Here is a 26,487-nt window from a genome sequence, read left to right on the forward strand (position 1 = left end):
TGGATCTTCGTGGCATGGGCCTCGCCCAGCGCCCCGCCGAAGATCCGGAAGTCGTGCGCGTAGACGAAGACCGTGCGGCCCTCGACCGTCCCCCAACCGGTGATCACACCGTCCGTGTACGGCCTCTTCTCCTCCAGGCCGAACCCGGTCGCCCGGTGGCGGCGCAGCTGCTCGACCTCCTTGAACGAACCGGGGTCGAGGAGGAGATCGATGCGCTCCCGGGCGGTCAGCTTGCCCTTGGCATGCTGCGCCTCGGTCGCCCGGTCGCTCGGTCCGCGCCGTGCCTGCTCGCGCAGCGCCAGCAGTTCGGCCACCCGGCCACGCGTGTCACTCGGCTCGCCCGGGATTTCGTCCACAACGGTCATGCATCGACCCTACGAAGCCGACCACGGAAACCCTGCCGTCGACTCCGAACAGTCTCCTGCCCCGTTTCCTGGTGGCACCTGACAGAAGCCGGGGGCGATGCAACCCATCTGCCAGCTCATGGGGCGGTTCCTTTGTCGGGCTCCGACAAAGCCGTTCTGTGCTGTTCGGCACGCGGCGGTCCGCGCGCCACGCCGTGGAAGCACCGGGGAGGGGTACGTCCGCACACCAGAATGGCAGAGGGACGGCACCGGGTCATGGTGCACTCCCCGTCCTGTCAGCCGCCGCAGCTGACGCGGGCGCTGCCCCGGTCGCCGCCGTCGGCGACCACCGGCTCGACGTACGTCGCGCCGCTGACGTCGGCCCGGAGCCGCCAGGCGGGGTCCGCCGCCGTCAGCACCGGTCGACGGCCTCGTAGCCGCTGGTGTCGGGCGTGACCACGGCCTTCGCCCAGGGCAGGTCCTCCCCGCTCTCCGGCTCCGGCACGCCCTCGCCGCGGTCCCCCGACCCGGACACCGCCGTCGCCGGCCTTGCGGGCCTGGTGCCGGAGGCGGGCGTCGCCGCCGCCGGTGGCCCGGTCTTCGTGGAGTCCGGGTCGAGCGGGGCGAAGGCGGTGGCGGCGCCCGGCTCGGTCGGTCCGACGGAGACGAGGTCGTGGCCGGGTACGCCGATGGTGGGCACACGGAAGGCCTCGGTGTAGCGGCCCGCGGTCACCTCGAACGTGGTGGCGCGCCCGGACGCGGACAGCGAGGCGTCGAGCCCGACGTACGACAGGTCGTCGAAGGCCGGGAGCAGCGGGCGGTGGTGGCGGTCGTCCGGGGCGCGTCCGTGAGCCGGACGGGGTGCGCGGTGCCGTTGAGCGTGACGGCGGTGACCGGGCCGGCGCTGCCGGCGTCCACGCCGGGTCCGGTCGGTCCGGACCGGGCGCCGCGTTCGGTTCCTGTTCACCACGAGCGCACGGTGAGCGACCGAGGGTGGCCATCTCGGCTGTCACGGCGTCGAGTTGTGAAGAAACCCGCTCTCTTGAGAGCGCTCTCAGTCCTAAGTCTTGACGCTCGCGGCGGGCGTGGTGAGAGTGGTGCGCACCGCAGACGCCCCCCACCGCATCTCCTCCCCACCCCACCCCCATGACCCGTCTGCGGCCCCCCACACCTCGGGAGTCCCTTCGTGATTTCGCGCAGAATGTTCCTGACGGGCGCCGCCGCCTCCGCGACCGCGCTCACCTATCCGCTCTGGGGCAGCGCCTTGAGCCCGCGCGCCTCGGCAGCGCCCGCCACGTGCGAACTGGCCCTGGAGAACAGGTCGTTGCCCGGCACGGTGCACGCGTACGTCACCGGTCACGAGCAGGGCACCGACCGCTGGGTGCTGCTACGGCCCGACGGCGGGGTCTACCGCCCGGACTCGCCGGGTGCCCCGCAGACCCCGCTGCCGGTGGACTGCGCCATCCCGCTGAAGCCCGCCGGCGCGGGCCCGGTCGTGCTGACGCTGCCGCAGATGTACGGCGCGCGGGTCTACTTCGTACGCGACGACAAGCTGGACTTCTACCTGAACCCGGGTCCGTCACTGGTCGAGCCGGCCTTCGCGACGCCGACCGACCCGAACTACGGGCGGACCTGGTCGTTCTGCGAGTTCACCTTCAACCCACAGCAGATCTACGCGAACATCAGCTACGTCGACCTGGTGACCGCGCTGCCCATCGGCCTGACCCTGGAGGGCGACGGCACGCACACCGTGGCGCCGCTGCCGGACGGCGCGGTGCAGCGCATCGCCGACGACCTCACGGCGCAGGCCGCCTCGGACGGGCAGCCCTGGGACGAGCTGGTGACCCGCGGCCCGGACGGGAAGGTCCTGCGGGTGGTCTCGCCGCAGAATCTGATGGCGCCGTTCTTCGACCGGCCGGACGAGATGCCGTTCCGGGATCTGTTCACGGCGCAGATCGACGAGGTCTGGGCGAAGTACCGCTCCACCGACCTGCGGATCGACCTCCAGGGCGGCCGGGGCACGCTCGCGGGCCGGGTCAGCGGTGACACGCTGACCTTCCAGGGCGGGCACACCTTCGTGAAGCCGACCTCGAAGGACATCTTCACCTGCAACCACGGGCCGTTCACGAACAACCCGGGCGACTCGGACGACAAGAAGGCACTGCTGGCCAGGATCGCGGCGGGCTTCAACCGGTCGATCATGCTCAGCCACCCGCAGCAGCCCAACGGCACCACGGTGGCGGACTACTACCGGGGCGCGGTGACCAACCACTGGTCGCGCGTCGTCCACGCCAACTCGCCGATCGGGTACGCGTTCCCGTACGACGACGTGCGTCCGGACGGCCAGCCGGACGTCTCCGGGGCCGCACACGACGGCAACCCGCGGCGTTTCACGGTGAGCGTCGGGTCCTGACCCCCGCCACCTCCGCGCACAGGGGTGCCCCCGTCCCGCCGGACGGGGGCACCGCTGTACGCGGGAACGCCGCTGTACGCGGGACGCCGGGGTCAGCAGCCGCCGCAGTTGTAGTACGTCACGTCCCAGTGGTTGCCCTCGTCGGCGTAGACGTTGCCGGAGCCCGACCGGTACTGGGGTGCGCCGTCACCGCGCACACCGATGTAGGTGAACACGCCCTTCACGTAGTTCGTCAGGCAGGTGCTCTTGCCGTAGTCGAGCTTGTAGCCGTTCCAGTGCGAGTACGTGCCACCGGCGTGCCCGGTCTCGGTGCCGCCGGTGATGTTGAGCGCGCAGCCCGTGGCGCTCTTCAGCGTCTGGGCGCCCTGGGCGCTGGTCAGGTTGAGCTGGTCGAAGGACGTGCAGGTGGCGACGTTCCGGTTGGAGCAGCCGCCGGACGACGACCAGGTGATCCCGGACGAGGTGAAGCGGGAGGTGGCCTGGGAGTGGGTGAGCTTGGTGACTGCGTGGGCCTCGGTCGCGCCGCCGCCGAGGACGCCGACGCCCGGCGCGAAGAGCACACCGAGGACGAGGGCGAGGGCGGTCAGGGCGGAGCGGAGTCTCGGACGGGTCAGCATGGGGGGATTCCTCCTGCTCATGACAATTCGGGGAACGTGCCGCGCCGTGCGGGTCGAGCAGGGAGATCCTGCCGGGTTCTACGCGCGTCCGCCAGAGGGCGTCCCGTGACCGTTCGGCGAACGTTCCGACTCGTGCGCGACCTCGGAACCTAGATGTTGAACTTTGAACAAGATGGGTCTACTGTGAATCTCGTTGAAGGTTAAACAAGAACTTCGACGGCCACTCGTTTCACACGTCCCCCGAGGAGGAGCCATGGCTCTGTTCAACCGCAGGAACACCGTCGCCCCGTCCACCACCGCCACCCTCACGGTGGACCCGGCGCTGGCCGCGCTGACCGGCGAGTACACCATCGACCCGGCCCACAGCAGCATCGGCTTCACGGTGCGCCACGCCATGGTCACCAACGTCCGCGGCTCCTTCGGTGAGCACGAGGGCACGCTGAAGCTGGACGGCGCCGACCCGGCCAACTCCTCCGCGTCGATCGACGTCAGGATCGCCAGCGTCGACACCGGCATCGCCGACCGCGACGGCCACCTGGTCAGCGGCGACTTCTTCGACGCCGAGACGTTTCCCCTCATGACGTTCCGCTCCACGCGGGCCGAGCAGCTCGGCGGCGACACCTACCGTGTCACCGGCGACCTCACCATCAAGGACGTCACCCGCCCGCTCTCCATCGACCTGGAGTTCAACGGCTCCGCCACCGACGTCTACGGCAACGAGCGCGTGGGCTTCGAGGGCAGCACCGACATCCTGCGCTCCGACTGGGGCCTGACCTGGAACGCGGCGCTGGAGACCGGCGGCGTCATGGTCAGCGACAAGGTGAAGCTGAACTTCGACATCTCCGCGATCAAGGCCGCCCCCCAGGCCTGACCCCGCGACGCCCGAACCGTGCGCGCCCGCCCTCACTCCGGTCCAGAGCGGGGCGGGCGCTCGTCGTCACCGTCCTGACGTGCGGCGGATCTTCAGCGCGTTGTCGGTACGGGTGGTCGGGTTGCCGTCGGGGTCGTTCTGGATCCGCTCGTGCTCCTCGCTGAGCAGCACCTCCCACTCCCCCTCGGGAAGTTCCAGGGACGCGAGGACCTCGTCCGTCGTGGGCAGCTCCACATCCGGGTGGTCGTGCTCCCAGGACGGGAACCCGGCGTGCCCGACGACCAGGAGGACCCCACCGGGTGCGACGGCGGCGGCGGCCCTGCGCAGGATCTCCTCCCGCGGCAGGTCCCCCATGGAGTGCAGGAACTGGGCGGAGACCAGGTCGTACTCCCCCGTGGGGAAGGTGGCCCCGAGGTCGTGCCACTGCCAGTCGATCCGGTCGGCCACCTCCGCGTCGGCCGCGTGGACGGCCGCCCGGTCCAGGGCGACCCGCGAGATGTCGGTGGCGGTGACCGTCCAGCCCCGCCGGGCGAGCCAGACCGCGTCGGCCCCCTCCCCGCAGCCGAGGTCCAGAGCGCGCCCCGGCTTCAGGCCCTCCACCTCGCGGACCAGCATCGTGTTGGGGTTCCCGCTCCAGATCCGGTCGCTCTCGCGGTACCGGTCGTCCCACATCTCCGCGTCGCTGCGGGTGCTGTCGGTGGTCATCGTGATGTCTCCTGAAGTCCGTGACGGCGGTCTCCGAGCACGCGCTCGGTGACCTGACGCTCGGCCTCGGCCGAGAAGGGTGCGCGCCGGGCGTCGACCGCGCGGCGGGTGTCGTCGGTGACGAGGTCCATGTTGATCATCGAGGCCGCCTTCAGCCCGGCGGCCGCCGCTCCGACGACCTGCTCCATGAGGTTGGCGACGTTACCGGCCACCCAGACGCCCGGCACCTCGGTCGCCCCTGAGGGGTCGGCCGCGATGTACGTACCGACGACGTGACCGCCGATCTCCAGCTCGGTGGGCCGCAGGCCGAGACTCTCCAGGACCGCCGAGCGTGCGGTGAATCGCGGCTGGACCACGAGCGCCGCCCGTGGAATCAGCGTGCCTCCGGCCAGCCGCACACCGGTGACCCGGTCGTCCGCCACCTCCAGCGCGGCCACCTCACCGTCCACGACGGATACGCCCCGGGCGGCGAGCTGCTCGTACTCCTCGTCGGTGAAGTCGGGCTGGTCGTGGCGGAACAGCACCACGTCGTCGGACCACTGCCGCCAGAGCAGGGCGTGGTGCAGGGCCATGGGGCCGACCGCCAGTATGCCGACGGCCCGGTCCCGCACCTCCCAGCCGTGGCAGTACGGGCAGTGCAGCACCTCCTTGCCCCAGCGCTCGGCCAGGCCCTCCACGGCAGGCAACTCGTCGACGATTCCGGTGGTGACGAGCAGCCGGCGGGCGTGGACGGTGCTCCCGTCCTCCCGCACGACGCGGAAGCCGTCGGACACCTTCTCGGCCGACACGACCTCGCCCTCGACGATCTCGGCCCCGTACCCGGTCGCCTCCTCCCGGCCGATGGCGAGCAGCTCCGCCGGCGGGGTGCCCTCGCGGCCCAGGTAGTTGTGCACGTGGCCCGCGGGCGCGTTGCGCGGGCTGCCCGCGTCAATCACGAGCACGGACCGCCGCGCCCTGGACAGCGCCAGGGCCCCGCTCAGACCGGCGGCCCCGCCGCCCACAACCACCACGTCGTACCGCTGGTTCTTGTCGCTCATGCGAAACACCTCCATCTACGGGAGATGGTGCGCGCACGGCAGCGTTTCGACAAACTTGCTTGCTGAAGCGGCAAACTCGCACCAGACGGTCTTGCCCGGGTTCCGCTCCTCCACGCCCCAGCCGTCGGCCAGCGCCACGACGAGCGTCAGCCCGCGCCCGTACTCCGCGTACGGCTCGGCGCCCGCCCCCGCCCGAACCTCACCGCCCCCGCTGTCGTGCACCTCGATCCGCAGGGTGCGCTCCCGGAAGAGCTGGACGCGGAATCCACGACCGGGCGGGACGCCGTGCACGAGCGCGTTGGTGGCGAGCTCGCTCACGCAGAGCAGCACGTCGTCGACGGGCACCCCGCACGACCAGTCGAGCAGCGCCTCGCGCACGAACTGCCGTACGAGCGGGATCGACCTGCGCTCACGGCGGTAGAACGCCTCGCGGAAGTAACTGAGTTGAGTTGATTCATTCACGGGACGACTGTTACAGAACGTCACTAGGGTTACTCAGCGCGTCAGGTCGTACACCGTGTTTGTACGGGCGCCGACGGGTCCGGCGGGGCTCGCGCACGGGGAGAGGCACAGCATGCACTCGGCAAAGAGGAACAAGCGCGTCACGTCCTGGCACGTGATCGGCGCGCAGCTCGCCACGTTCCGCAAGGCGGCCGGGCTGACGCAGGCGGCACTGGCCGACCGGTTCTGCGTGGGCGAGGACACGATCGCCTCCATCGAACAGGGCCGTCGGCCACTCCAGGCGGACTTCGCGGCCCAGCTGGACGAACTGCTGGACACCAAAGGGGTGTTGAGCGTCGCGGTGGCGAAGGTGCCGCAGAAGGAACGCTTCCCGGCGTTCGTGCAGGACTTCGTGGAGTACGAACAGGAGGCGGTGACGCTGCTGTCGTACGAGAACCAGGTGGTGCCGGGGCAGCTTCAGACGGAGGGCTACGCCCGGTTCGTCTTCTCCTGTCTCTATCCGCCACTGGAAGAGGACCAGCGAGAAGAGTGGGTCGCCGCCCGGCTCGAACGGCAGCGACTCCTCGAACGCAGGCCGCGACCGATGCTGCACTTCGTCCTGGAGGAGTGCATCCTGCGTGGCGTGATCGGGGACCCCGCGATGCGGCGGGAGCAGATCCAGCACCTGCGGCAGTGCATGGAGCTTCCCTTCCTCGGACTCCAGATCATGCCGATGCGACTGTCCAAGCACGCAGGTCTCGCCGGACCCATGGTGCTGCTGGAGACGCCCGATCACGACCACCTCGCCTACGTCGAGGGGCAATTGACCAGTGTGCTGCACGACGACCCGGACGACGTCAGTGTGCTCCAGCAGAAATATGGGATGCTGCGTTCGCAGGCGCTTTCTGTCGAGAAGAGCGCGCGCCTACTGGATGACCTGCTTGGAGAGTCATGACTCGCGCAGCACTCACGTGGTTCAAGTCCAGCTACAGCAGCGACCAGGGCGGCAACTGCCTCGAAGTCGCCTACGACTGGCGCAAGTCCAGCCACAGCAGCGACCAGGGCGGCGCGTGCGTCGAGGTCTCCGCCCACCCCGCCGCCGTGCACATCCGTGACTCCAAGGTCACCGATGGGCCGGTCCTCACCGTGCCCCCGGCCGCCTGGGCGGCGTTCGTCGTCTCCGCCGTCTGAAGGTACGCGCGTGACCGGCCCGGATCGCCGAAGGGGTACGCCCTCCCGCCGTGGTGATCGACGGCCACCGAGAGCTCGGCGTACGTGTGCCGGCTGACCGAAGGGCCCCGCGTCCTGGCCCGTGGTGATCCGGTCGCGGGACGAGCCGGAGCTCGACCCCTGGTTCTCGACCCCGCTGTCCAGCCGGACCACGTGTACGTCCGGCTGGGCGAGAGAGCCCGGCCGTACGCCCGGCGCCTGCGGATCCTGCGCGAGGCGCTCGGCCCCACGTCGGACCGCGGCGCGTACGAGTCGGCCTACGGGCATCAGCACCGGGTGGCGTTCCCGCCCGCCGGCAGCGAGGCGGCCCGGCGCGCCGTGCTGTCCGCCGTGGACCTCGTGGGGTGCCCCGTACGGTCGGCCGACACCGTTCACGGCACGTCGTCGCGGAGTGCGGTCAGGCGAGGGCCGGTTCGGCGAGGTCCAGGGTCAGCTGATTCCGCCAGTCGTTGGTGAAGACCGCGACCGTTCCCTCGTACCGCACGCCCGTGAACGGGTTGGACGACCACATCGAGGCGACCCACCGCACGGTGCGGTCGGCGTCGAGGCGGGCCAGGTAGCCGACGTTGCCCATCCCGCTGCCGCCGCCGGACATCCAGCCCGATCCGTCCGGCAGCGGGCTCTCGAAGTACGGGTTCACCTCGGTGGAGCCGTACTCCTCGACGGCCGCGGCGACGTCGAGCGGCCCTCCGAGGCGGAAGGGAATGGGCTGCCCCGCGTCCGGGTGGTAGGCGCCGGGGCCGTCCACGTACAGCTCCAGGCCGGTGTCGTCCGACCGGTACAGCCCGTCGCGGTACGGGAACTCCCCGCCCGCCCACAGTCGCTCGACCGCCCCCACCACTCCGCCTCCCCTCCGGCTCTCCCCCCGGCCGGCCCGTCGCCCGGGTCAGCGAACGGCGGGCTCCCGCCCCGCCGCGACGCGCGCGACGGCCTCCCCGACCGCGCCGAGGGCTCCCGCCCTCTCCTCGTCGGTCATACGCGCCGGGCCGTAGGTGATGACGGGGTCGAGGACCCGGTATCCGACGAACTCCAGCATGCCGCGGTGGATGTGGAACAGGAAGTCGTCCATCGAGCCGTAGGCGCCACCGGGCCGGAACCGCTCGGCGGCCCCGCCGGTCGTGAGCAGCAGCATCGCCCTCTTCCCGGCGAGCGCCCCGTCTTCGAGGAATCCGTAGTCCCCGCCGAAGACCGCGCCCATCACGAAGACCCGGTCCACCCACCCCTTGAGGACGGCGGGCAGCGAGAACCACCACAGCGGGAACGACAGCACGAGCAGATCAGCGGCGAGCAGCCGGTCGAGGTGGTTTTTGACGGCGGCGTCGAGCGTCCCTTCCTCGACGGCGCGCTGCTGCTCGGCCTGCGGCTTGAAGTGGCCCTCGACCGGCGCGAACTCCTCGCGGCCGAGGACGGGGGCCCATGCGTCGGCGTAGAGGTCGAGGACATCGACCCGGTATCCGGCATCGCGCAGGGCCTGGGCGGCGGTGGCCATCTGGGCGGTGCTGAACGACTGGGCCTCGGGATGAGCGTGGACGATCAGGGCGGTGGGCACGGCGGCAGAGGTCGACATGAACAAAATCATATCGACGTATCGCGATTCGTCAATCAGATAGTGGTGTCCATCGCCCGCGCGACCTGAGCCAGCCGCTCCTCGTCGCGCCGGTAGTGGGTCCACTTGCCCACCCGGGTGAGCCGTACCAGCCCCGCCCGTTCGAGCGTGCTCATGTAGCTGGAGACGGTGGACTGCGCGAGTCCCGACTTCGCCTGGATGTGCGTGACGCACACGCCGACCGTCCGGCGGTCCGCGATGGGCTCGTACGCGCCGAAGTGCGCGTCGGGATCCTTCAGCCACTGCATGATCTGCAACCGAGCCGGATTCCCGAGGGCCTTGAACACCTCGATCAGCTCTCCCGCCTCCACACACACCTCCCCGTCGCCCTCACTCACCCACCCACACTATCCCGGCGGTGGGTGGGATCGAGGGGACGCGAAAAACGGGCATAACGCCTGTTTCTCGGTCTGTAGGTTCCCAGCGGCCCGGGCAACCCCGCGGCGGCGGCCGGCCATCGCGCAGCCTTCGGGGTCGTGACCGCGGGCTTCCTACGGGTGTGCGCCCGGCCCCTCGGTGTGCCGGGCCAGGGGGGTGGGGGACAGCGAGGTGTCCTCCTCCCCCGGCTCCAGCAGGGTGGCGGCGGGCCCCACGACCAGGGGGTCCGGTGTGCCGACCGCCCCGGAGTCCTTCGGCTCGTAGTCGATGCGCGCGAGGAGGCTGCGCATGGCTTCGAGGCGGGCTCGGCGCTTGTCGTTGCTCTTCACGACGGTCCACGGGGCGTGACCGGTGTCGGTGGCCCGGAACATGTCGATCTTCGCCGTGGTGTAGTCGTCCCAGCGGTCCAGGGAGTCGACGTCCGTGGGAGAGAGCTTCCACTGGCGCACCGGGTCGACCTGGCGGATGGCGAAGCGCGTGCGCTGCTCGGCCCGGGAGACGGAGAACCAGAACTTCACCAGGACGATGCCGTCGTCCACCAGCATCTCCTCGAAGGCCGGGCACTGCCGGAGGAAGAGCTCGTACTCGGGTGGCGTGCAGAAGCCCATGACACGCTCGACACCGGCCCGGTTGTACCAGGAGCGGTCGAAGAAGACGATCTCGCCACGGGCCGGGAGATGGGCCACGTAACGCTGGAAGTACCACTGGCCGCGCTCGCGGTCCGTGGGTTTGTCCAGGGCCACGATGCGCGCGCCACGGGGGTTGAGGCGCTCGGTGAAGCGCTGGATGGTGCCGCCCTTGCCGGCCGCGTCCCGGCCCTCGCACACCACGACGACGCGCGCCCCGGTTTCCCTGGTCCAGCGCTGCAGCTTCAGCATCTCGATCTGCAGGACGCGCTTGGCCCGCTCGTACTCCTGGCGGCGGACCTTGCGGTCGTACGGGTAGTTCTCCCGCCAGGTCTTGATGGGCATGCCGTGCTCGTCGAGCAGCACCGGCCGTTCCGGCCTGCTGGTGTCGACGGTCAGTCCGTCCAGCAGCTGTTTGCCCACATCGTCACGGTCCACCCGGCCACTTTGTCACCCGTACGGTGCAGATGCCACCGGGCAGGCGAAAAGGGCCGGCCCCCTGGACAGGATCCGGCCCCTTCCTCTACGGCGGGCGGTGCCGCAGGCCACGCAGGGCCTGGGCCGCGGCCCGCGGCAGCCCGCCGAAGTCGTCGCCTCCCGGGCTGCTCAGCCGGTCAGCAGGTGCTCCCGGCCGAACATGGCCGCGGCGGCCCGTGCGCTCGGCGTTCCCGCGTCGAGGTCGGCACCGGCCGCGCGCAGCACGGCCACGACCTCGTCCTCGCCCTTGAACAGCGCGCCCGCCAGGGGTGCCTGGTCACGCACGTTGCGCAGGTCCGGATCCGCGCCCCGGGCGAGCAGCGCGCTGACCGTCCCCGCGTGCCCGTGGTAGGCGGCGAGCATGAGCAGCGTGTTCGCGTCGGGGTCGGCCGAGTCGACCGGGAGCCCGTGGTCGACGAACTCCGCCAGCTGCTCCGTACGGCCTTCCCGGGCCAGCTCCATGGCGATCTCCACGACCCGCCCGGTCTGGTCGGGGGTCAGTCCGGCGTCGTCCATCGGTGCCTCCCTCTCAGAGCGTGCCGGCGGCCAGCGCCTCGATCGCCTTGCGGACACCTTCGCCGTACGCCGGGTCGGCCTGGGTGCAGTTGGCTATGTGCCGCTCGACGGTCGCCTGCGACGCGCCGTCGATCGCCCGCGCGGTGTTCTCGAAGAGCACCTGCTGCTGCGCCGGGCTCATGTTCCGGAACAGGATGCGGGGCTGCTCGAAGTAGTTGTCGTCGTCCTCGCGGAAGTTGAACCGGTCGGCGATGGCACCCACGGCCTGCGCCGGGTCACGGTAGGCGGGCTGCTCCTGCCAGCGGCCGTACGAGTTCGGCTCGATGCCGGGCGTGGCGCCCTGGTTGCCGTCGATGCGCATGGCGCCGTCGCGGTGGTAGGAGTTCACCGGGTTCTTCGGCGCGTTGACCGGGATCTGGTGGTGGTTGACACCCAGGCGGTAGCGCTGGGCGTCACCGTAGGAGAACAGCCGGCCCTGCAGCATGCGGTCGGGCGAGTAGCTGATGCCCGGGACCACGTTGGCCGGGGTGAAGGCGACCTGCTCCACGTCGGCGAAGTAGTTGTCCGGGTTGCGGTTCAGCTCCCACTCGCCGACCTCGATCAGCGGGTAGTCCTTCTTCGACCAGACCTTGGTGAGGTCGAAGGGGTGGTAGCGGTAGTTGTCGGCGTCGGCCTCCGGCATGACCTGGATGAACAGCTTCCACTTCGGGAAGTCGCCGTCCTCGATCGCGTCGAAGAGGTCGCGCTGGTGGGACTCGCGGTCCTTGCCGACCAGGGCCTCGGCCTCGGCGTCCGTGAGGTTCTTGATGCCCTGCTGGGTGCGGTGGTGGAACTTCACCCAGAACCGCTCGCCCTCGGCGTTGATCAGGCTGTAGGTGTGCGAACCGAAGCCGTGCATGTGCCGGTAGGACGCGGGGATGCCGCGGTCCGACATCACGATGGTGACCTGGTGGAGCGCCTCGGGGAGGTTGGTCCAGAAGTCCCAGTTGTTCTCGGGGTTGCGCAGGTTGGTGCGCGGGTCCCGCTTCACGGCGTGGTTGAGGTCGGGGAACTTCAGCGGATCGCGGAAGAAGAACACCGGGGTGTTGTTGCCCACGAGGTCCCAGTTGCCCTCGTCCGTGTAGAACTTCAGCGCGAAGCCGCGGATGTCACGCTCCGCGTCGGCGGCACCCCGCTCGCCCGCGACCGTGGAGAAGCGCGCGAACATCTCGGTCTTCTTGCCGACCTCGGAGAAGATCTTGGCGCTGGTGTACCGGGAGATGTCGTGGGTCACCGTCAGGGTCCCGAACGCGCCCGAGCCCTTGGCGTGCATCCGGCGCTCCGGGATGACCTCACGGTCGAAGTGCGCGAGCTTCTCCAGGAACCACACGTCCTGCAGGAGCATGGGGCCCCGCGGACCGGCGGTCAGGGAGTTCTGGTTGTCGGGAACCGGTGCGCCGGCGACCGTGGTCAACGGCTTCTGGTTGTTCTCGGGCAAGGCTCGCTCCTCGGTGAGTTGTTCGTCGCGTGCGTCGGGACCTGGATGCCTCGCCGGCCGCACGACCGACGCCGTCCGGACACCGCGCGACCGACCCCGATCCGCGGGTCGTCCGCCCTGCTGGTGTCCCGCCCCCTCGGCGTCCGCCGCGCCCAATCCTACGATGGACATCGTCTAAGTCAAGCGAGCATCCAAAGCCGTACCTGTTCGGGAATTAATACCGGCCACTGCTAGGCTGCTCCGTATGAGCGACCTCCTGGAACGACTGCGCGCACGCGGCTGGCGCATGACCGCACAGCGGCGTGTGGTGGCGGAAGTCCTCGACGGCGAGCACGTCCACCTGACCGCCGACGAGGTGCACGCGCGTGCCGTGGCGAAGCTCCCGGAGATCTCCCGGGCGACCGTCTACAACGCGCTGGGTGAGCTGGTGAGCCTCGGTGAGGTGCTGGAGGTCTCGACCGACCGCCGCGCCAAGCGGTACGACCCGAACGCGCACCGCCCGCACCAGCACCTGGTCTGCGGACGCTGCGGAACGATCCGCGACGTGCATCCGGTGGGCGACCTCCTCGCGGACCTGCCGGACGCCGAGCGCTTCGGCTTCACGGTCTCCGACGTGGAAGTGACCTACCGCGGCACCTGCGCCGCCTGCGTCCCGGCCTAGCCGAGGGTCCCCGCGCCGGGCCGGTGGGTCCGGGGGCCCCGCGTCGGGCCCCGGGTCCGAGGCGCCACGCGCCGGACCGGGGGGGCCGGTGAGCCCGGTGGTGGGACCGGTGGGTTCCGGTCAGAATCCTCCGCCGTCGAATCCGCCGCCCCCGCCGAAACCGCCGCCGTCGCCGAAGCCACCGCCTCCGCCTCCGTCGCCGAAGCCGGACGAGTCGAAGTCGGAGCCGGAGAAGTCGCCGCCGCTCCACTCCCCGCCGCCCCCGCCGAAGTCACCGCCGCCGTACTCCGCCGCGTACGCCGGGGTCGAGAGCATCGAGCCGAGCATCGTGCCGACGAGCAGGCCGGGCAGCAGGCCGCCGCCGAAGTAGCCGCCGGCCCAGGGGCCGTAGGCCGGGCCCGCCTCCCAGTACGGGCGGCGTCGGCCGTCGCCGACGTCGACGGTCCGGCCCATCGGTTCCTCGCCCTCGCGCAGCCGCACCTCGTCGGCCCCGCAGACGGGGACCTCGCGGGCCGCGCCGCCGGACGGGGTCCACAGGGCGTCGGCGACGGACGGGCCGTGGCGCGGGTCGAAGAAGCAGGGCGGGCGCCGGGCCGGGAGTCCGCGGCCCTTGCGCCGGGCCTCCAGGACGGCGAGGGAGAAACGGCCGTCCTCCAGGGCCTTGGTGACTCCGCGTACGTCGGAGGGGTGCCGGGCACCGCCCATCCGGGATTTGGCGTCCTCGTACGAATCGAGCGCCTGCTCGTAGTCCGCGCGCATCTCGTCGTCGGCGCCCGGTTCGCCGGGGTGGAAGTCGAGCCGGTCCAGGGTTTCGCCGTACGCGGTGATGTCCTCGTCCACGACGACCCGGAGCTTTTCGAGGGAGGCCCGCTCCTCCTCCTCCGTGCGCTTCCGGTTGCGGCGGACGATCGCGTACGCCCCCGCGCCGCCGGCCACGGCCACCGCGCCGAGCGTGATCAGGCCGGTCGCCGCCGTTCCACCCGCGCCGTCGTCGGCGCCGCCGTCGCCCGACCAGGAGGCGGGGGCGCTGCCCCGGGCCTGTTCGACGGCACGGTCCACGAAGGCGTTGAGCTGGGTCGCGGCGTCCGTGTCCGCGCCGGGTGCCTGGACGGCCGTGGTGAGGTTGTCGACCGCGCGGACCGACATCACCTGCGGGTCGGCACCGGCGTCGAATCCGTCGCCGAGGCGTACGGCGTAGACGCCGGTTATGCCGGTGTCGGTGCGGATGTTCTGGAGGAGGTTCTCCTCGGGGAATTCGGAGGTCGCCGGGAGCACGGCGACGAACACGGGTCTGTCGGCGTCGATGATCTTCTGCTCCAGGGCGTCCTCCTGGGCCGCCGAGAGCCGGTCGGTCGCCGCCGGATCCACGTACACCGGGTCCTCGCGCAGGGCCTGGCCCACTCGGTCGACCGTGGCGGGAGCGGCGGCCGGAGCAGCCGGTGACATCGCCAGCACGGCCGCCGTCAGGATCAGCAGCAGGCAGGCCCACAAGGGTGCGAACAGCCTCTTCCGCATACTCCGAAGGTAACCCGGATGGGCGACGGACGCGCCGCCCACCCGGGGTCGCTCCAGTCGATTACGCGGCGCGGTACGCCGTGCGCAGCTTCGCCACCGCTCCGGTGAGGTCACCGGTGAGCAGCAGGTGGTCGGCCTCGGCGAACGGCTTGGACACCGCCGCGGCCGGCGTGCTCCCGGCCTTGTGCTGGACCAGCAGCCGGGCCTGGTCCACGATCGCCTTGCCCGCCGCCGTCTTTCCGAGGCCCGCCTTCTCCGCGAGCTTCGCGGCGGCGGCGAGGGCGGTGAGGGTGAGCTCGCCGCCTCCGGGTGCCTTCTTCAGGGTGGTCAGTCCCCAGCCGTACGGGAACTGCGGGTCGTACGCCGCGTCGCCGACGTTGATCGGCAGCTGCGCCTCGGACTTCGGCCAGGTCACCGGGAGCTGTCCGGTGAAGGCCCTCTTCCCGTAGAGCACGTCGGCCACGCCGTCGCCCTCGGTGCCCGGCAGCCAGGAGGCCACCAGGGCGTCGATGTCACCGAGCACGTCGCCGATGAGCTGCGGGCGTCCGGAGACGATCAGGACGGCGCACTTCATCGCCGCGCAGACGTTGTCGACGGCTGCCTTGTCGGCGGCCGTGAGCTCCAGGTCGTGGCCGTTGCCGACGTCTCCGATGCCTTCGGCGTAAGGGGTCTCGCCGACGACCACGACACCGACGTCGTGGCCGTCCGTGTCGGCGGAGGCGTCCTTGGAGAAGGTGGCGGAGGCGGTGTTCTTCCTGATGCCCTCCAGGATCGTCGTACCCGTGGTGGTCCTCCCGGAGGCGCCCTGCCAGCTGACCGTCCAGCCGCCGGCCTGGTTGCCGAGGTCGTCGGCGTTGGATCCTGCGACGTACACCTTCTGGGACGGCTTGAGCGGGAGGACCGCGCCGTCGTTCTTCAGGAGGACCTGCGACTTGGCCGCGGCCTCGCGGGCGACCGCGCGGTGGGCGGCCGAGCCGACCTCGTCCAGGTTGGAGGCGTCGGCGTACGGCTTCTCGAAGAGGCCGAGGCGGAACTTCTGGGTGAGGATCCGGGACACCGCGTCGTCGATGCGGGCCTGGCCGATCCGGCCGGCGGTCACCTCGGCCTGGAGGGTCTTCGTGAAGTCCTGGTACGCCGTCGGGACCATGATCATGTCGAGTCCGGCGTTGACGGACGTCCGTACGTCACTGGCGTAGTCGCCGGGGATCTGGTCGATGGCCTGCCAGTCGCTGATGACGAAGCCCTCGAAGCCCATCCGGTCCTTCAGCACGCCGTTGATCATCTCGTCGTGGGCGTGCATCTTCAGCGGTCCGGCGTCGTCGCCGATGATGTCGAGCGAGGAGTACGACGGCATGACCGTGCCGACGCCGCGCCTCACGGACTCGGCGAACGGCGCGAGGTGGACCGCTTCGAGCTCCTCGCGGGTGACCTTCGTGACGCCCTGGTCGATGGTGTACGAGCCGGTGGTGGACGAGCCGAACTCCGTGCCGCCGTCACCGACGAAGTGCTTGGCGCTGGCCAGTACCTTGTCGTTGCGGTCCAGGTCCTTGCCGGAGGGGCTGCCCTGCATGCCGGTGATGACCGTCTCCATGGCTTCCACCAGGGCCGGGTCCTCGCCGTACGCCTCGTAGGAACGGCCCCAGCGCTCGTCGCGGGTCACGCACACGCAGGGGGCGAAGTCCCAGGGGATTCCGGTGGCGCGCACCTCGCTCGCGGTGACGGCCCCGGTCTTCTCGGCGAGCTTCGGGTCGCGGCCCGCGCCGATGCCGATGTTGTGCGGCATGATCGTCGAGCCGATCACGTTGTTGTGGCCGTGCACCGCGTCCACGCCGTAGATCAGCGGGATCTGGAAGCGGGTCGCCTGGGCGCGCAGCTGGTAGGCGTCGACCATCTTCGCCCAGGCCGCGGCCGTGTTCGGCGTGGGTACGGAACCGCCGCCGGAGAGCAGCGAGCCGAGGTCGTACGTGGCGATGTCGCCCTGGGACCGCAGTGCGTTGCGCTCGGCCTGGGTCATCTGGCCGGCCTTCTCGGCGGGCGACATCCGGGACAGCAGGTCCGCGACGCGCTTCTTCACCGGAAGCTTCGCGTTCTGGTACGGGAGCCCGTGGGCGTCGATGACGACCTGCGGGTTCTCCTTGGGCGGCTTGGCGCCGGTGACGGTGAGGGTGACCGGGATCGTCTCGGCCGACTCGGCGCCCCTGTCCGCGGCCGTGGCCACGGACACCGTGTGCGTGGTGCCGGAGGCGGTGCCCGCGGGGAAGGTGTGGGTGCCGGTGACCGGGGTGTAGTCCTTGCCGGACTCGGCGCTGCCGCCCTCGGTGGTGTACGCGACGGTGACCGGTTCCTCGACGGGAACCGATCCGGTGGTGGCGACGGAGATCTTGACGTCCGCGGTGCCGCCCTCCTTGACCGGGTGCACGGCCGAGTCGACGACGACGCTCGACTTCAGGGCCGGGTCGGCCTTCCCGTACAGCTCGACGGCGTCCATGGCGAAGGCGCCGGGGGCGCCGGTCGGGAGCGTCAGGGCGTAGCCCCACATCTCGTCGAGGCCGAGGATCTGGTCGATGCCGCCGACGGGCTGGTAGTCGGCCCGGTAGACGAAGTCGGCGAACGGGATCTCGACCTGGTGCCAGCCCTCCCAGTCGTCGGTGAAGGAGGTGGTCCAGAGCTCGGACGCGCCGCCGTTGGCTCCTCCGTCCTTGATCTCGAAGTTGACGCGCTTGCCCGAACCGGGCGGCAGCGGGGCGGTGTTCTGCCCGTACCACCAGAAGCGGATCCCCTGGTGGGCGGTCCAGTTCTTCGGGGGCTGGTCGACGGCGAACTCGTGGCTGAGTCCGCCCCAGGCGCTGATGTCGTAGGTGCCCTGGAGGACCTTGGTGCCCTCGGGGGCGTCGGCGCGCTCCTTCAGTTCCAGGGCGGGGTGGTCGTCGGCGTCGCCGCCCCAGGTGAAGAGGGCGTCGGCGGGCGGGTTGCCGAGCGGGACCTCGCCCTCGAAGCGGTCGACGAGGACCGGTGCGGGCTCGTCGCCCTCGGCCGCGGCGCTGGGGACGGCTCCGGCGAGCAGTCCGGCCAGGACGGTGACGGCGGCGAGCGCGGCTGTGGCCGGTCTCGCCCTGTGACGTGCGCGGTGGTGCGGTGTGCGTGGCATGTGCGGCTCGTCTCTGCTCTGGTGACGGGTGGGCACGGGTGGGGTCGGTCGTGAACGTTGTGGGTGGGCTGGATCGTGTCGCGGTACCACTTGGCGCTGTCCTTGAGCGTCCGCCGCTGGGCGTCGTGGTCGACCCGGCCGATCCCGAACCGCTGGTCGTAGCCGTAGGGCCCACTCGAAGTTGTCCATCGACGACCGGGCGAAGCGGCCCCGGACGTCGGCGCCCTGTGAGCGGGCTTCGGACACGGCCGCGATGTGGCCGGCGAGATGGGCGGTGGGTCGGTGTCGGGGACGGAGCCGTCGGTCGCGACGCTGTCGTCGAAGGCCGCTCCGCTCTCGGTGGTGACGGTCGGCGGCGCGTGGTCGCGCCGGAGCCGCGGCAGCAGGTCGTCGGGCCCCGTCGGCGCGGCTCCGTCGGGCCCCTCCCGTCAGGGCGCCGAGTCGCGCACGACCAGTTCGGTGGGCAGCACGACCGGCTCGTTGGCTACGGCGGTGCCGCTGAGGCGGGAGAGCAGGAGGCGGGCCGCGGTCTCGCCCATCCGACGCGTGGGCTGGCGCACGGTGGTCAGCGGGGGTTCGGTGTGCTCGGCCATCGGGATGTCGTCGAAGCCGACCACCGCGATGTCCTCGGGGACCCGGCGGCCCGCGCCGCGCAGGGCCCGCAGGACACCCGCCGCGCTGATGTCGTTGTGGGCGAAGACCGAGTCGAACTCCGCTCCGGCCGCCAGGAGTTCCTCCACGACGAGCCGGCCGCCGCGTTCGGTGAAGTCCCCCTTCACGACCAGGTCGGTGGGCAGGACCGAGCGGAAGCCCGCGAGCCGGTCGCGTACGCAGCCGAAGTGTTCGGGGCCGGTGAGGACCAGGGGTCCGGTGCGTCCCGAGGCCCGCAGATGACGGGCGGCCGACGCGCCTCCCTCGTAGTTGGTGGTCACGACGGAGGGGAATTCGGGGTGGTGGCCGCGGTCGTCGATGAGCACGATCGGCAGGCCCGACCGGTGCAGCGCGGTGAGGTGGTCGAGGGTGTTCTCCGGTTCGACCACGACGAGTCCGTCGAAGGCGCGCGCCGACACCTGGCTGGTGAAGCGCTCCACGGACTCGGCACCCCGGTTGCAGGTGAAGAGCAGCAGCCCGTAGTCGGCGGCCTCGACGGTGTCCACGACTCCCTGGAGTACCTCGCCCATCCACGGCCAGGTGAGCGAGGGCACCAGCATCCCGACCGTGCGGCTGCTGCCGCGGGCCAGTCCTACGGCACCCGAGCTGGGTACGTAGCCGAGGTGTGCGATCACTTCACGAACGCGGGCGGCCGTGGAACCGTCCACTTCGCCCTTGAGGTTGACGACCCTCGACACGGTCGTCTTGCTGACGCCGGCCTCGCGGGCGACATCGGCGATGGTGACTCGCAACGGGCCTCCAGGGACAAGGCGGGACAGGGCGGGGCAAGCGGGTGAGCTCGGCTTCGGCATCGGTTCCGCAACCGGTACCGGTACCGGTACCGGCGTTGCGGCTGGAGTTAACCCCGCCGGATCAGGACCGTCAACACTTCACACCGACATTGGTCCGTACCGATACTCCCGGCAGCTCCGGTGAGTGATGCGTTCATCTTCTGAACCGACACCCTCTTGACGCGAGCACGTAATAACAGTTCACTCACGGCTCGTTCGACGGCACTTCCCCCCACTCCCCTGCCGAGAAAGGCAGCAGCCATGATCCGAACCAGCAGAACGGCGCGAGTCCTCGTCGCGACGGCGCTCGCGACCGCGGGCCTGGCCGGGCTCTCCTCCGGTACCGCGCAGGCGGCCGGCGAGACCGTGAACATCGTGCTGACCACCACGGACGACTCCGGCGGCCGTCATGTGACCCGCGGCCTCCAGGCGCAGACGCCCATCGCCTTCGGTGCCGGGAACGGCGGCCCCGGCACGAACATCACGGTCGACGAGAACACCCGCTACCAGACCTTCACGGGCGGCGGCGCCTCCTTCACGGACACGGCGGCCTGGCTGATGAAGGGGAGCGGCGCGCTCAGCCAGGCGACCCGCGACGACACGATGAGGAAGCTGTTCTCCCCCACGGAGGGCATCGGGCTCTCGTTCGTACGCAATCCGATGGGCGGTTCCGACCTCGCGCGGTTCGGCTACACGTACGACGACATGCCGGCCGGGCAGACGGACCCGGGCCTCGCCAACTTCTCGATCGCACATGATCTCCAGGACGTCCTGCCGCTCACCAAGCAGGCCGAGCAGCTCAACCCCGCCCTCACGACGGTCGCCTCACCGTGGACCGCGCCGGCCTGGATGAAGGACAACGGGCAGCTGAACGGAGGCTGGCTGAAGGCCGAGAACTACGGCGCGTACGCCGACTACTTCGTGAAGTACCTCCAGGCCTACCGGGACCAGGGCGTCACCGTCGACTACGTCACCGCCCAGAACGAGCCGACGTGCTGCTCGGGCTACCCGTCGATGAGCTGGAACGGCCCGGGGCTCGCGTACTTCACCAAGAGCGAGCTGCTGCCGAAACTCCAGGCCGCCGGCCTCCCCACCAAGGTGCTGGCCCACGACTGGAACTGGGACACCTACGACGCGTACGCCGCCGCGACGGTCGACGACGCCGCGGTGCGCAGCCACCCCAACTTCGGCGGGATCGCCTGGCACGGCTACGGCGGCGACATCGCGAAACAGACCGCCGTGCACGACCGGTACCCGCAGCTGGACGCCTTCCAGACCGAGCACTCGGGCGGCACCTGGATAGCCGACCAGCAGCGCGAGGACATGCTGAACATCATCGACTACACCCGCAACTGGGCGAAGTCGGTGACCAAGTGGTCCCTGGCCGTGGACCAGAACCGCGGCCCGCACAACGGCGGTTGCGGCACCTGCGACGGCCTGGTCACCGTGCACAACGGGGACAGCAGGCACGGCCAGGTCGACTACACGGTCGAGTACTACACGATGGGCCACCTGACGAAGTACGTCCGGCCGGGCGCGGCCCGTATCGCCTCCACCGCGAGCTCCACCGTGCCGAACGTGGCCTGGCGCAACCCGGACGGCTCCAAGGCCCTGATCGCGTACAACGGTTCGACGTCGGCGCAGCAGGTCACGGTCGACTGGGGCGGGCAGAAGTTCACCTACTCGCTGCCGGGACGTACCTCGGCGACGTTCACCTGGTCGGGCACCCAGTCCGGCCCGTCCGGAAGCTCGGGTGCCCTCACCGGTCTCGGCGGCAAGTGCCTGGACGCCACCGGCAACACCGGCGTGGACGGCACGCCCGTCCAGCTCTGGGACTGCACGGGCGCGGGCAACCAGCGCTGGACGGTCTCGGGCGACGGTTCCATCAAGGTCCTGGGCGCCTGCCTGGACGTCGCCTCGGGGGCGACGGCCGACGGAGCGAAGGTCCAGCTGTACACCTGCAACGGGTCGGGGGCGCAGCGCTGGACGTACAGCTCCTCGACCGGGGACGTGGTCAACACGGCCGCGGACAAGTGCCTCGACGTGACCGGCCAGTCCTCGGCGAACGGGACCCGCGCCCAGATCTGGACCTGCACCGGAGCCGCCAACCAGAAGTGGCGGCTCCAGTAGGGCCCGTCAGTCGGTGGGCTCGATGCCGGCCCGCAGCAGGCCGTAGGTGTACGCGTCCTCCAGGGCCTGCCAGGACGCGGCGATGACGTTCTCGGCCACGCCGACCGTCGCCCAGTCACCGGATCCGTCACCCGTGGTGATCAGTACCCGGGTGGTGGATTCGGTGCCGGTGCGGCCTTCGAGGATGCGGACCTTGTAGTCGACCAGCTCCAGCTTGGCCAGCTGCGGGTAGATCCGCTCCAGGCCGACGCGCAGCGCCCGGTCGAGGGCGTTGACCGGGCCGTTGCCCTCGGCCGTGGCGACGATCCGCTCGCCCTTCGCCCAGAGCTTCACGGTCGCCTCGTTGGCGTGGGTGCCGTCGGGGCGGTCCTCGACGATGGCCCGCCAGGACTCGATGCGGAAGTAGCGGCGGGGCCTGCCTTCGACCTCCGCACGCAGCAGCAGTTCGAACGAGGCGTCGGCCGCCTCGTAGGTGTAGCCCTTGAGTTCGCGCTCCTTGACCCGCGCGACGACGCGGCCGACGAGCTCCCGGTCGTCGCCCAGGTCGATCCCGAGCTCCTTGCCCTTGAGCTCGATGGAGGCGCGGCCCGCCATGTCGGAGACGAGCATCCGCATGGTGTTACCGACGAGCTCAGGGTCGATGTGCTGGTACAGGTCCGGGTCGACCTTGATCGCGGAGGCGTGCAGTCCGGCCTTGTGGGCGAAGGCGGAGACGCCGACGTAGGGCTGGTGGGTGGAGGGCGTGAGGTTGACGACCTCGGCGATGGCGTGCGAGATGCGGGTCATGTCGGCGAGCGCGCCCTCGGGCAGGACGGTCTTGCCGTACTTGAGCTCCAGCGCGGCGACGACGGGGAAGAGGTTGGCGTTGCCGACCCGCTCGCCGTAGCCGTTGGCGGTGCACTGCACATGGGTGGCGCCCGCGTCCACGGCGGCCAGGGTGTTGGCGACCGCGCAGCCGGTGTCGTCCTGGGCGTGGATGCCGAGCCGGGCGCCGGTGTCGGCCAGGACGGTGGAGACGACGGCCTGGACCTGGGCGGGAAGCATGCCGCCGTTGGTGTCGCAGAGGATGACCACCTCGGCACCGGCCTCGGAGGCCGCGCGTACGACGGCCTTGGCGTACTCCGCGTCGGCGCGGTAGCCGTCGAAGAAGTGCTCGCAGTCGACGAAGACCCGGCGGCCCTGCTCACGGAGATGGGAGACGGTGTCGCGCACCATCTCCAGGTTCTCCTCCAGGGTGGTGCGCAGGGCCAGTTCCACATGGCGGTCGTGGGACTTGGCCACCAGGGTAATCACCGGGGCGCCCGACGCGAGGAGCGCCTGCACCTGCGGATCCTCGGCGGCCTTGCCGCCCGCTCTGCGAGTGGCGCCGAACGCGACGAGCTGGGCGTGCCGGAACCTGATCTCCTGCTGCGCGCGGGCGAAGAACTCGGTGTCGCGGGGGTTGGCACCCGGCCAGCCGCCCTCGATGAAGCCCACACCGAAGTCGTCCAGATGACGGGCGATGGTCAGCTTGTCCGCGACCGTCAGGTTGATGCCTTCACGCTGCGCACCGTCGCGCAGGGTGGTGTCGAAGACATGGAAGCTGTCGTCGGGGGCCGTGGCCTTGGTGGTCATGCTGTCTGACTCCTGTCGGTGAGCGGATCCGGACGAATCGGCTCCACTTGCCCCCATCATCTCGCGTGCCTCGCCCCGGCCGTGGTGGGGGCCGGAAAACGAAAAAACCCCTCGCGGGTGCGAGAGGTCTGCGCGCGGGTCTGGGGCACGATGGCCGTGCCGTACGTGGTGGTACGGACGGTCACTGCGGACCGGCGCGCCTGCTGCCGATAATCATGGCGAACGAGGACACGTAGGCAGTCTGGCACAGCCCCGCCCCACCTTCCGCCCCGTCTCACCATCCGGTCGCCAGGGTGTGCCGGGGGTCGTCGGAAGGCAGAGGACCGGCATTCGGGTTTTCTGCCCGATTTGCCGGTCCGCTGCCGCACGACGACCACACCGAGGGCTAGCCGAGGGGGTGCATCCAGTTGTGGGGGTCCTGGGCGATGCCTCGCTGGATGTCCAGGAGGCGCTCGCGCAGCTTGAGGGTGACCTCGCCGGGGGTGCCGTCGCCCTGGGTCCACTCGCCGTCCGCGGACTTCACCGTGCCGACGGGCGTGATGACGGCGGCGGTGCCGCAGGCGAAGACCTCGGTGAGGCTGCCGTTCGCGGTGTCGTCCCGCCACTGGCCGATGGAGACGCGGGACTCCTCGGCGGTGTAGCCGAGGTCGCGCGCGACGGTGAGCAGGGAGTCACGGGTGACGCCGGCGAGCAGCGAGCCGGTGAGGGAGGGGGTGACGATGCGCTTGCCGCCGCCCTCCTGCTCGTACACGAAGTAGAGGTTCATGCCGCCCAGTTCCTCGACCCACGTGTGCTCGACCGCGTCGAGGTAGGCGACCTGGTCGCAGCCCTTCTCGGCCGCCTCGGCCTGGGCGAGGAGGGAGGCCGCGTAGTTGCCGCCGGTCTTGGCGTCGCCCATGCCGCCGGGGACGGCGCGGACCCGGTCCTGGGAGAGCCAGATCGAGACCGGCTTCACGCCACCGGGGAAGTAGGCGCCGGCCGGGGAGGCGATGACGAGGAAGAGGTAGGAGTTGGCGGGCTTCACGCCCAGCCCGACCTCCGAGGCGATCATGAACGGGCGCAGGTAGAGGGACTCCTCGCCGCCGTGCGCCGGAACCCACGCCTTGTCCTGCTGGACGAGGACGTCACAGGCCTCGATGAACGTCTCGACCGGGAGCTCGGGCATGGCGAGCCGGGCGGCGGACCGCTGGAAGCGCGCGGCGTTCACCTCGGGACGGAACGTGGCGACCGTCCCGTCGCTCTGCCGGTAGGCCTTGAGACCCTCGAAGATCTCCTGCGCGTAGTGCAGGGTCATGTTGGCGGGGTCGATCGACAGCGGTCCGTACGGGACGAGCTGTGCGTCGTGCCAGCCGCGGCCCTCGGTCCAGCTGATCGTCACCATGTGATCGGTGAAGTGGCGGCCGAATCCGGGGTTGGCCAGGATCGCCTCGCGCTCCGCGTCGGACAGCGGGTTCGAGGAGGGCTTGAGCTCGATCGTGGGCGTCGTCATGAGTGCGTGTCCTTCACCGGTCTTGTGTGTGATGGACCGCGCTCACGCCCGCTCCCGTGCGACATGTCAGACATGACGGACAGGCTGTAGGACGTCCGAGCTCTCCCGCAAGCCGCGGCCCCGCGTTCGATTATCTCTCGCGGGCGGCCGTGCACGAAATGACGTGTTTGCGGTGACGTGAATGCGGTCCGGGGTCGATGGTGGCACCCGGAGACCGCAAGGTGAAGCCGCCGGGTGCGGATGCGACCCGGCGGCTTCGAGGTAAAGGCGTCGGGTCAGCTCGCTACGCGTACTGCGAGCGCGTCACCGATCTCGTCGGTGGTGCGTGCGGCCTTGCCTTCGCGCTCCGCGAGGTCGGCGGAGACGGCCTCCTCGATGCGCACGGCCTCGGCCTCGTAGCCGAGGTGGCGCAGCAGGAGGGCGACGGAGAGGATCGTGGCGGTCGGGTCGGCCTTGCCCTGGCCCGCGATGTCGGGGGCAGTGCCGTGGACCGGCTCGAACATGGACGGGAAGGCGCCCGTCGGGTTGATGTTGCCGGACGCGGCCAGGCCGATGCCGCCGGTCACGGCCGCGGCGAGGTCGGTGAGGATGTCACCGAAGAGGTTGTCCGTGACGATGACGTCGAAGCGCTCCGGCTGGGTGACGAAGAAGATCGTCGCGGCGTCGACGTGCAGGTAGTCGGTGCTGACCTCGGGGTGTTCGGCCGCGACCTTGTCGAAGATGTTCTTCCACAGGTGACCCGCGTACACGAGGACGTTGTTCTTGTGGACCAGCGTCAGCTTCTTGCGCGGGCGGGCGGCGGCACGCGCGAAGGCGTCACGGACGACGCGCTCGACACCGTAGGCCGTGTTCACGCTGACCTCGGTGGCGACCTCGTGCTCCGTACCGGTGCGCAGCGAGCCGCCGTTGCCCGTGTACGGGCCCTCGGTGCCCTCGCGGACGACGACGAAGTCGATCTCCGGGCGGCCGGCCAGCGGCGTCGCGGTGTTCGGGAAGAGCTTCGACGGGCGCAGGTTGACGTAGTGGTCGAAGGCGAAGCGCAGCTTGAGCAGCAGCCCGCGCTCCAGCACGCCCGACGGTACGGAGGGGTCGCCGATGGCGCCGAGCAGGATGGCGTCGTGGCCCTTGAGGGACTCCAGCTCCGCGTCCGGGAGGGTTTCACCGGTGCGGTGCCAGCGCTGGGCGCCGAGGTCGTACTCCTTGGTCTCCAGCTTCACATCCTGCGGGAGAACAGCGTTGAGGACCTTGAGGCCCTGGGTGACGACCTCCTGGCCGATACCGTCGCCGGGGATCACTGCGAGATCGATGCTGCGAGACATAGAGGCACCCTAGCCTTCCGTCCCACCCCATGACATCCGCTGTCCACGATCCGGACGGACGGAACACCCCGTACGAGCGCGGCGCGAGGGCCGCGCGAGGGCTGGACCAGCGATCATCGGTGCCGCGAGGTGGGATCCGGCGGTCAGTGGCCGGTCGACCCGCCGTTGTCCCGGCGGTCGAGGGCGCGCTGCAGCGCGGCTGCGGCGTTCTTACGCTCCGACTCGGTCGGGCGGGGGGTGTGACGGACACGGCGAACAGTGGTCTGGACCATGATCGACTCCTTGGGATCGCGTGGATATCGAGATCGGGACTTCGCACGGCGTGAGGCCGCGCAGCGTGAGGTCGGGATCGGGATTTCGAAGCGCCGGAAGGGGCGGGGAGCGGGTGCCGCAGGGGTTGCCTGCTTCGGGGCACGTACTCGCGACCGCCA

Annotated in this window: 25 protein-coding genes and 2 pseudogenes; 6 read left to right on the forward strand and 21 right to left on the reverse strand. The window is 70.6% G+C overall.

Annotated elements, in window-relative coordinates; genetic code table 11:
- The 3 genes and pseudogenes from ACFWVP_RS24030 to ACFWVP_RS24040 all read right to left on the reverse strand — a co-directional run.
- The coding region (locus ACFWVP_RS24030) for a carboxyl transferase domain-containing protein (RefSeq protein ID WP_384499575.1) at positions 1-365 on the reverse strand (365 nt) is incomplete at its 3' end.
- Positions 366-640: 275 nt separating this feature from the next.
- A complete protein-coding gene (locus ACFWVP_RS24035; RefSeq protein ID WP_384499576.1) occupies positions 641-763 on the reverse strand; it encodes a hypothetical protein in 123 nt (40 codons plus the stop codon).
- Positions 764-765: 2 nt separating this feature from the next.
- Positions 766-1,253, reverse strand: a pseudogene (locus tag ACFWVP_RS24040) (hypothetical protein); the annotation flags it as partial.
- A gap of 292 nt (positions 1,254-1,545) precedes the next feature.
- Between ACFWVP_RS24040 and ACFWVP_RS24045 the strand changes: the two are divergent.
- Positions 1,546-2,757 carry a glycoside hydrolase family 64 protein gene (locus tag ACFWVP_RS24045; RefSeq protein WP_384499703.1) on the forward strand — a complete coding sequence of 404 codons (1,212 nt, stop codon included), beginning with the start codon at positions 1,546-1,548 and terminating at the stop codon, positions 2,755-2,757.
- A 92-nt stretch (positions 2,758-2,849) separates the two neighbouring features.
- On the opposite strand, the gene ACFWVP_RS24050 is transcribed toward ACFWVP_RS24045, so the two are convergent.
- Complete coding sequence (locus ACFWVP_RS24050; RefSeq protein ID WP_384499578.1) at positions 2,850-3,374, reverse strand: hypothetical protein; 525 nt, start codon at positions 3,372-3,374, stop codon at positions 2,850-2,852.
- A 253-nt stretch (positions 3,375-3,627) separates the two neighbouring features.
- Between ACFWVP_RS24050 and ACFWVP_RS24055 the strand changes: the two genes are divergently transcribed.
- Positions 3,628-4,245 (forward strand): YceI family protein, encoded by a 618-nt coding sequence (locus ACFWVP_RS24055; RefSeq protein WP_384499579.1) that lies wholly within the window; start codon positions 3,628-3,630, stop codon positions 4,243-4,245.
- Positions 4,246-4,311: 66 nt separating this feature from the next.
- Here the strand turns inward: ACFWVP_RS24055 and ACFWVP_RS24060 are convergent, their stop codons facing one another.
- Genes ACFWVP_RS24060 through ACFWVP_RS24070 form a run of 3 tightly spaced genes read right to left on the reverse strand, consistent with a single transcriptional unit; the run spans position 4,312 to position 6,449 of the window.
- A complete protein-coding gene (locus ACFWVP_RS24060) occupies positions 4,312-4,950 on the reverse strand; it encodes an SAM-dependent methyltransferase (RefSeq protein ID WP_384499581.1) in 639 nt (212 codons plus the stop codon).
- On the reverse strand, positions 4,947-5,987 hold the full coding sequence (locus ACFWVP_RS24065; protein ID WP_384499583.1) for an NAD(P)/FAD-dependent oxidoreductase: 1,041 nt from the start codon (positions 5,985-5,987) through the stop codon (positions 4,947-4,949). The genes ACFWVP_RS24060 and ACFWVP_RS24065 overlap by 4 nt, the downstream gene beginning before the upstream one ends.
- A 15-nt stretch (positions 5,988-6,002) precedes the next feature.
- The gene (locus ACFWVP_RS24070; protein ID WP_384499584.1) at positions 6,003-6,449 is read right to left on the reverse strand and encodes an ATP-binding protein; all 447 of its coding nucleotides are present in this window, start codon (positions 6,447-6,449) and stop codon (positions 6,003-6,005) included.
- Between the two features lie 112 nt (positions 6,450-6,561).
- Between ACFWVP_RS24070 and ACFWVP_RS24075 the strand changes: the two genes are divergently transcribed.
- Entirely contained in the window at positions 6,562-7,383 is an 822-nt protein-coding gene (locus ACFWVP_RS24075; RefSeq protein ID WP_384499585.1) for a Scr1 family TA system antitoxin-like transcriptional regulator, read from the forward strand.
- Positions 7,380-7,619 (forward strand): DUF397 domain-containing protein, encoded by a 240-nt coding sequence (locus ACFWVP_RS24080; protein ID WP_384499587.1) that lies wholly within the window; start codon positions 7,380-7,382, stop codon positions 7,617-7,619. The genes ACFWVP_RS24075 and ACFWVP_RS24080 overlap by 4 nt, the downstream gene beginning before the upstream one ends.
- Before the next feature lie 436 nt (positions 7,620-8,055).
- Here ACFWVP_RS24080 and ACFWVP_RS24085 read toward each other — a convergent pair whose 3' ends face one another.
- The 6 genes from ACFWVP_RS24085 to ACFWVP_RS24110 all read right to left on the reverse strand — a co-directional run bounded on the left by ACFWVP_RS24085 (position 8,056) and on the right by ACFWVP_RS24110 (position 12,738).
- Positions 8,056-8,499: a hypothetical protein gene (locus ACFWVP_RS24085; protein WP_384499589.1), complete on the reverse strand. Its 444-nt coding sequence runs from the start codon at positions 8,497-8,499 to the stop codon at positions 8,056-8,058.
- Between the two features lie 45 nt (positions 8,500-8,544).
- The gene (locus tag ACFWVP_RS24090; protein WP_384499591.1) at positions 8,545-9,225 is read right to left on the reverse strand and encodes an NAD(P)H-dependent oxidoreductase; all 681 of its coding nucleotides are present in this window, start codon (positions 9,223-9,225) and stop codon (positions 8,545-8,547) included.
- Between the two features lie 35 nt (positions 9,226-9,260).
- The gene (locus ACFWVP_RS24095) at positions 9,261-9,602 is read right to left on the reverse strand and encodes an ArsR/SmtB family transcription factor (RefSeq protein ID WP_384499592.1); all 342 of its coding nucleotides are present in this window, start codon (positions 9,600-9,602) and stop codon (positions 9,261-9,263) included.
- A 153-nt stretch (positions 9,603-9,755) separates the two neighbouring features.
- A complete protein-coding gene (gene ppk2, locus ACFWVP_RS24100) occupies positions 9,756-10,706 on the reverse strand; it encodes a polyphosphate kinase 2 (protein WP_384499594.1) in 951 nt (316 codons plus the stop codon).
- A gap of 168 nt (positions 10,707-10,874) precedes the next feature.
- Complete coding sequence (locus ACFWVP_RS24105) at positions 10,875-11,261, reverse strand: ankyrin repeat domain-containing protein (RefSeq protein ID WP_384499595.1); 387 nt, start codon at positions 11,259-11,261, stop codon at positions 10,875-10,877.
- A gap of 13 nt (positions 11,262-11,274) precedes the next feature.
- Positions 11,275-12,738: a catalase gene (locus ACFWVP_RS24110; protein ID WP_384499596.1), complete on the reverse strand. Its 1,464-nt coding sequence runs from the start codon at positions 12,736-12,738 to the stop codon at positions 11,275-11,277.
- A 244-nt stretch (positions 12,739-12,982) separates the two neighbouring features.
- Here ACFWVP_RS24110 and ACFWVP_RS24115 point away from each other — a divergent pair, with 244 nt between their 5' ends.
- Positions 12,983-13,399, forward strand: a complete 417-nt coding sequence (locus tag ACFWVP_RS24115; protein WP_384499597.1) for a Fur family transcriptional regulator — start codon at positions 12,983-12,985, stop codon at positions 13,397-13,399.
- 120 nt (positions 13,400-13,519) lie between these two features.
- Here ACFWVP_RS24115 and ACFWVP_RS24120 read toward each other — a convergent pair whose 3' ends face one another.
- From ACFWVP_RS24120 to ACFWVP_RS24135, 4 genes and pseudogenes are all read right to left on the reverse strand, one after another.
- Positions 13,520-14,914: a hypothetical protein gene (locus ACFWVP_RS24120; RefSeq protein WP_384499599.1), complete on the reverse strand. Its 1,395-nt coding sequence runs from the start codon at positions 14,912-14,914 to the stop codon at positions 13,520-13,522.
- 61 nt (positions 14,915-14,975) lie between these two features.
- Positions 14,976-18,062, reverse strand: coding sequence for a glycoside hydrolase family 3 N-terminal domain-containing protein (locus ACFWVP_RS24125; protein ID WP_384499601.1), 3,087 nt, complete (start codon positions 18,060-18,062; stop codon positions 14,976-14,978).
- Between the two features lie 56 nt (positions 18,063-18,118).
- Positions 18,119-18,466 (reverse strand): annotated as a pseudogene (locus ACFWVP_RS24130) (family 1 glycosylhydrolase); the annotation flags it as partial.
- Between the two features lie 24 nt (positions 18,467-18,490).
- Positions 18,491-19,465 (reverse strand): LacI family DNA-binding transcriptional regulator, encoded by a 975-nt coding sequence (locus tag ACFWVP_RS24135; RefSeq protein ID WP_384499603.1) that lies wholly within the window; start codon positions 19,463-19,465, stop codon positions 18,491-18,493.
- Between the two features lie 300 nt (positions 19,466-19,765).
- Between ACFWVP_RS24135 and ACFWVP_RS24140 the strand changes: the two genes are divergently transcribed.
- The gene (locus ACFWVP_RS24140) at positions 19,766-21,634 is read left to right on the forward strand and encodes a ricin-type beta-trefoil lectin domain protein (RefSeq protein ID WP_384499605.1); all 1,869 of its coding nucleotides are present in this window, start codon (positions 19,766-19,768) and stop codon (positions 21,632-21,634) included.
- Positions 21,635-21,640: 6 nt separating this feature from the next.
- On the opposite strand, the gene cimA is transcribed toward ACFWVP_RS24140, so the two are convergent.
- From cimA to ACFWVP_RS24160, 4 genes are all read right to left on the reverse strand, one after another.
- Complete coding sequence (gene cimA, locus ACFWVP_RS24145; protein WP_384499606.1) at positions 21,641-23,248, reverse strand: citramalate synthase; 1,608 nt, start codon at positions 23,246-23,248, stop codon at positions 21,641-21,643.
- Positions 23,249-23,633: 385 nt separating this feature from the next.
- A complete protein-coding gene (locus ACFWVP_RS24150; RefSeq protein WP_384499607.1) occupies positions 23,634-24,737 on the reverse strand; it encodes a branched-chain amino acid aminotransferase in 1,104 nt (367 codons plus the stop codon).
- Between the two features lie 275 nt (positions 24,738-25,012).
- Complete coding sequence (locus ACFWVP_RS24155) at positions 25,013-26,056, reverse strand: 3-isopropylmalate dehydrogenase (RefSeq protein ID WP_384499609.1); 1,044 nt, start codon at positions 26,054-26,056, stop codon at positions 25,013-25,015.
- Between the two features lie 143 nt (positions 26,057-26,199).
- Positions 26,200-26,328, reverse strand: a complete 129-nt coding sequence (locus ACFWVP_RS24160; protein ID WP_384499611.1) for a hypothetical protein — start codon at positions 26,326-26,328, stop codon at positions 26,200-26,202.
- Between the last annotated feature and the right edge of the window lie 159 nt (positions 26,329-26,487).

The organism is Streptomyces sp. NPDC058637 (assembly GCF_042717325.1).
GTDB lineage: Bacteria > Actinomycetota > Actinomycetes > Streptomycetales > Streptomycetaceae > Streptomyces.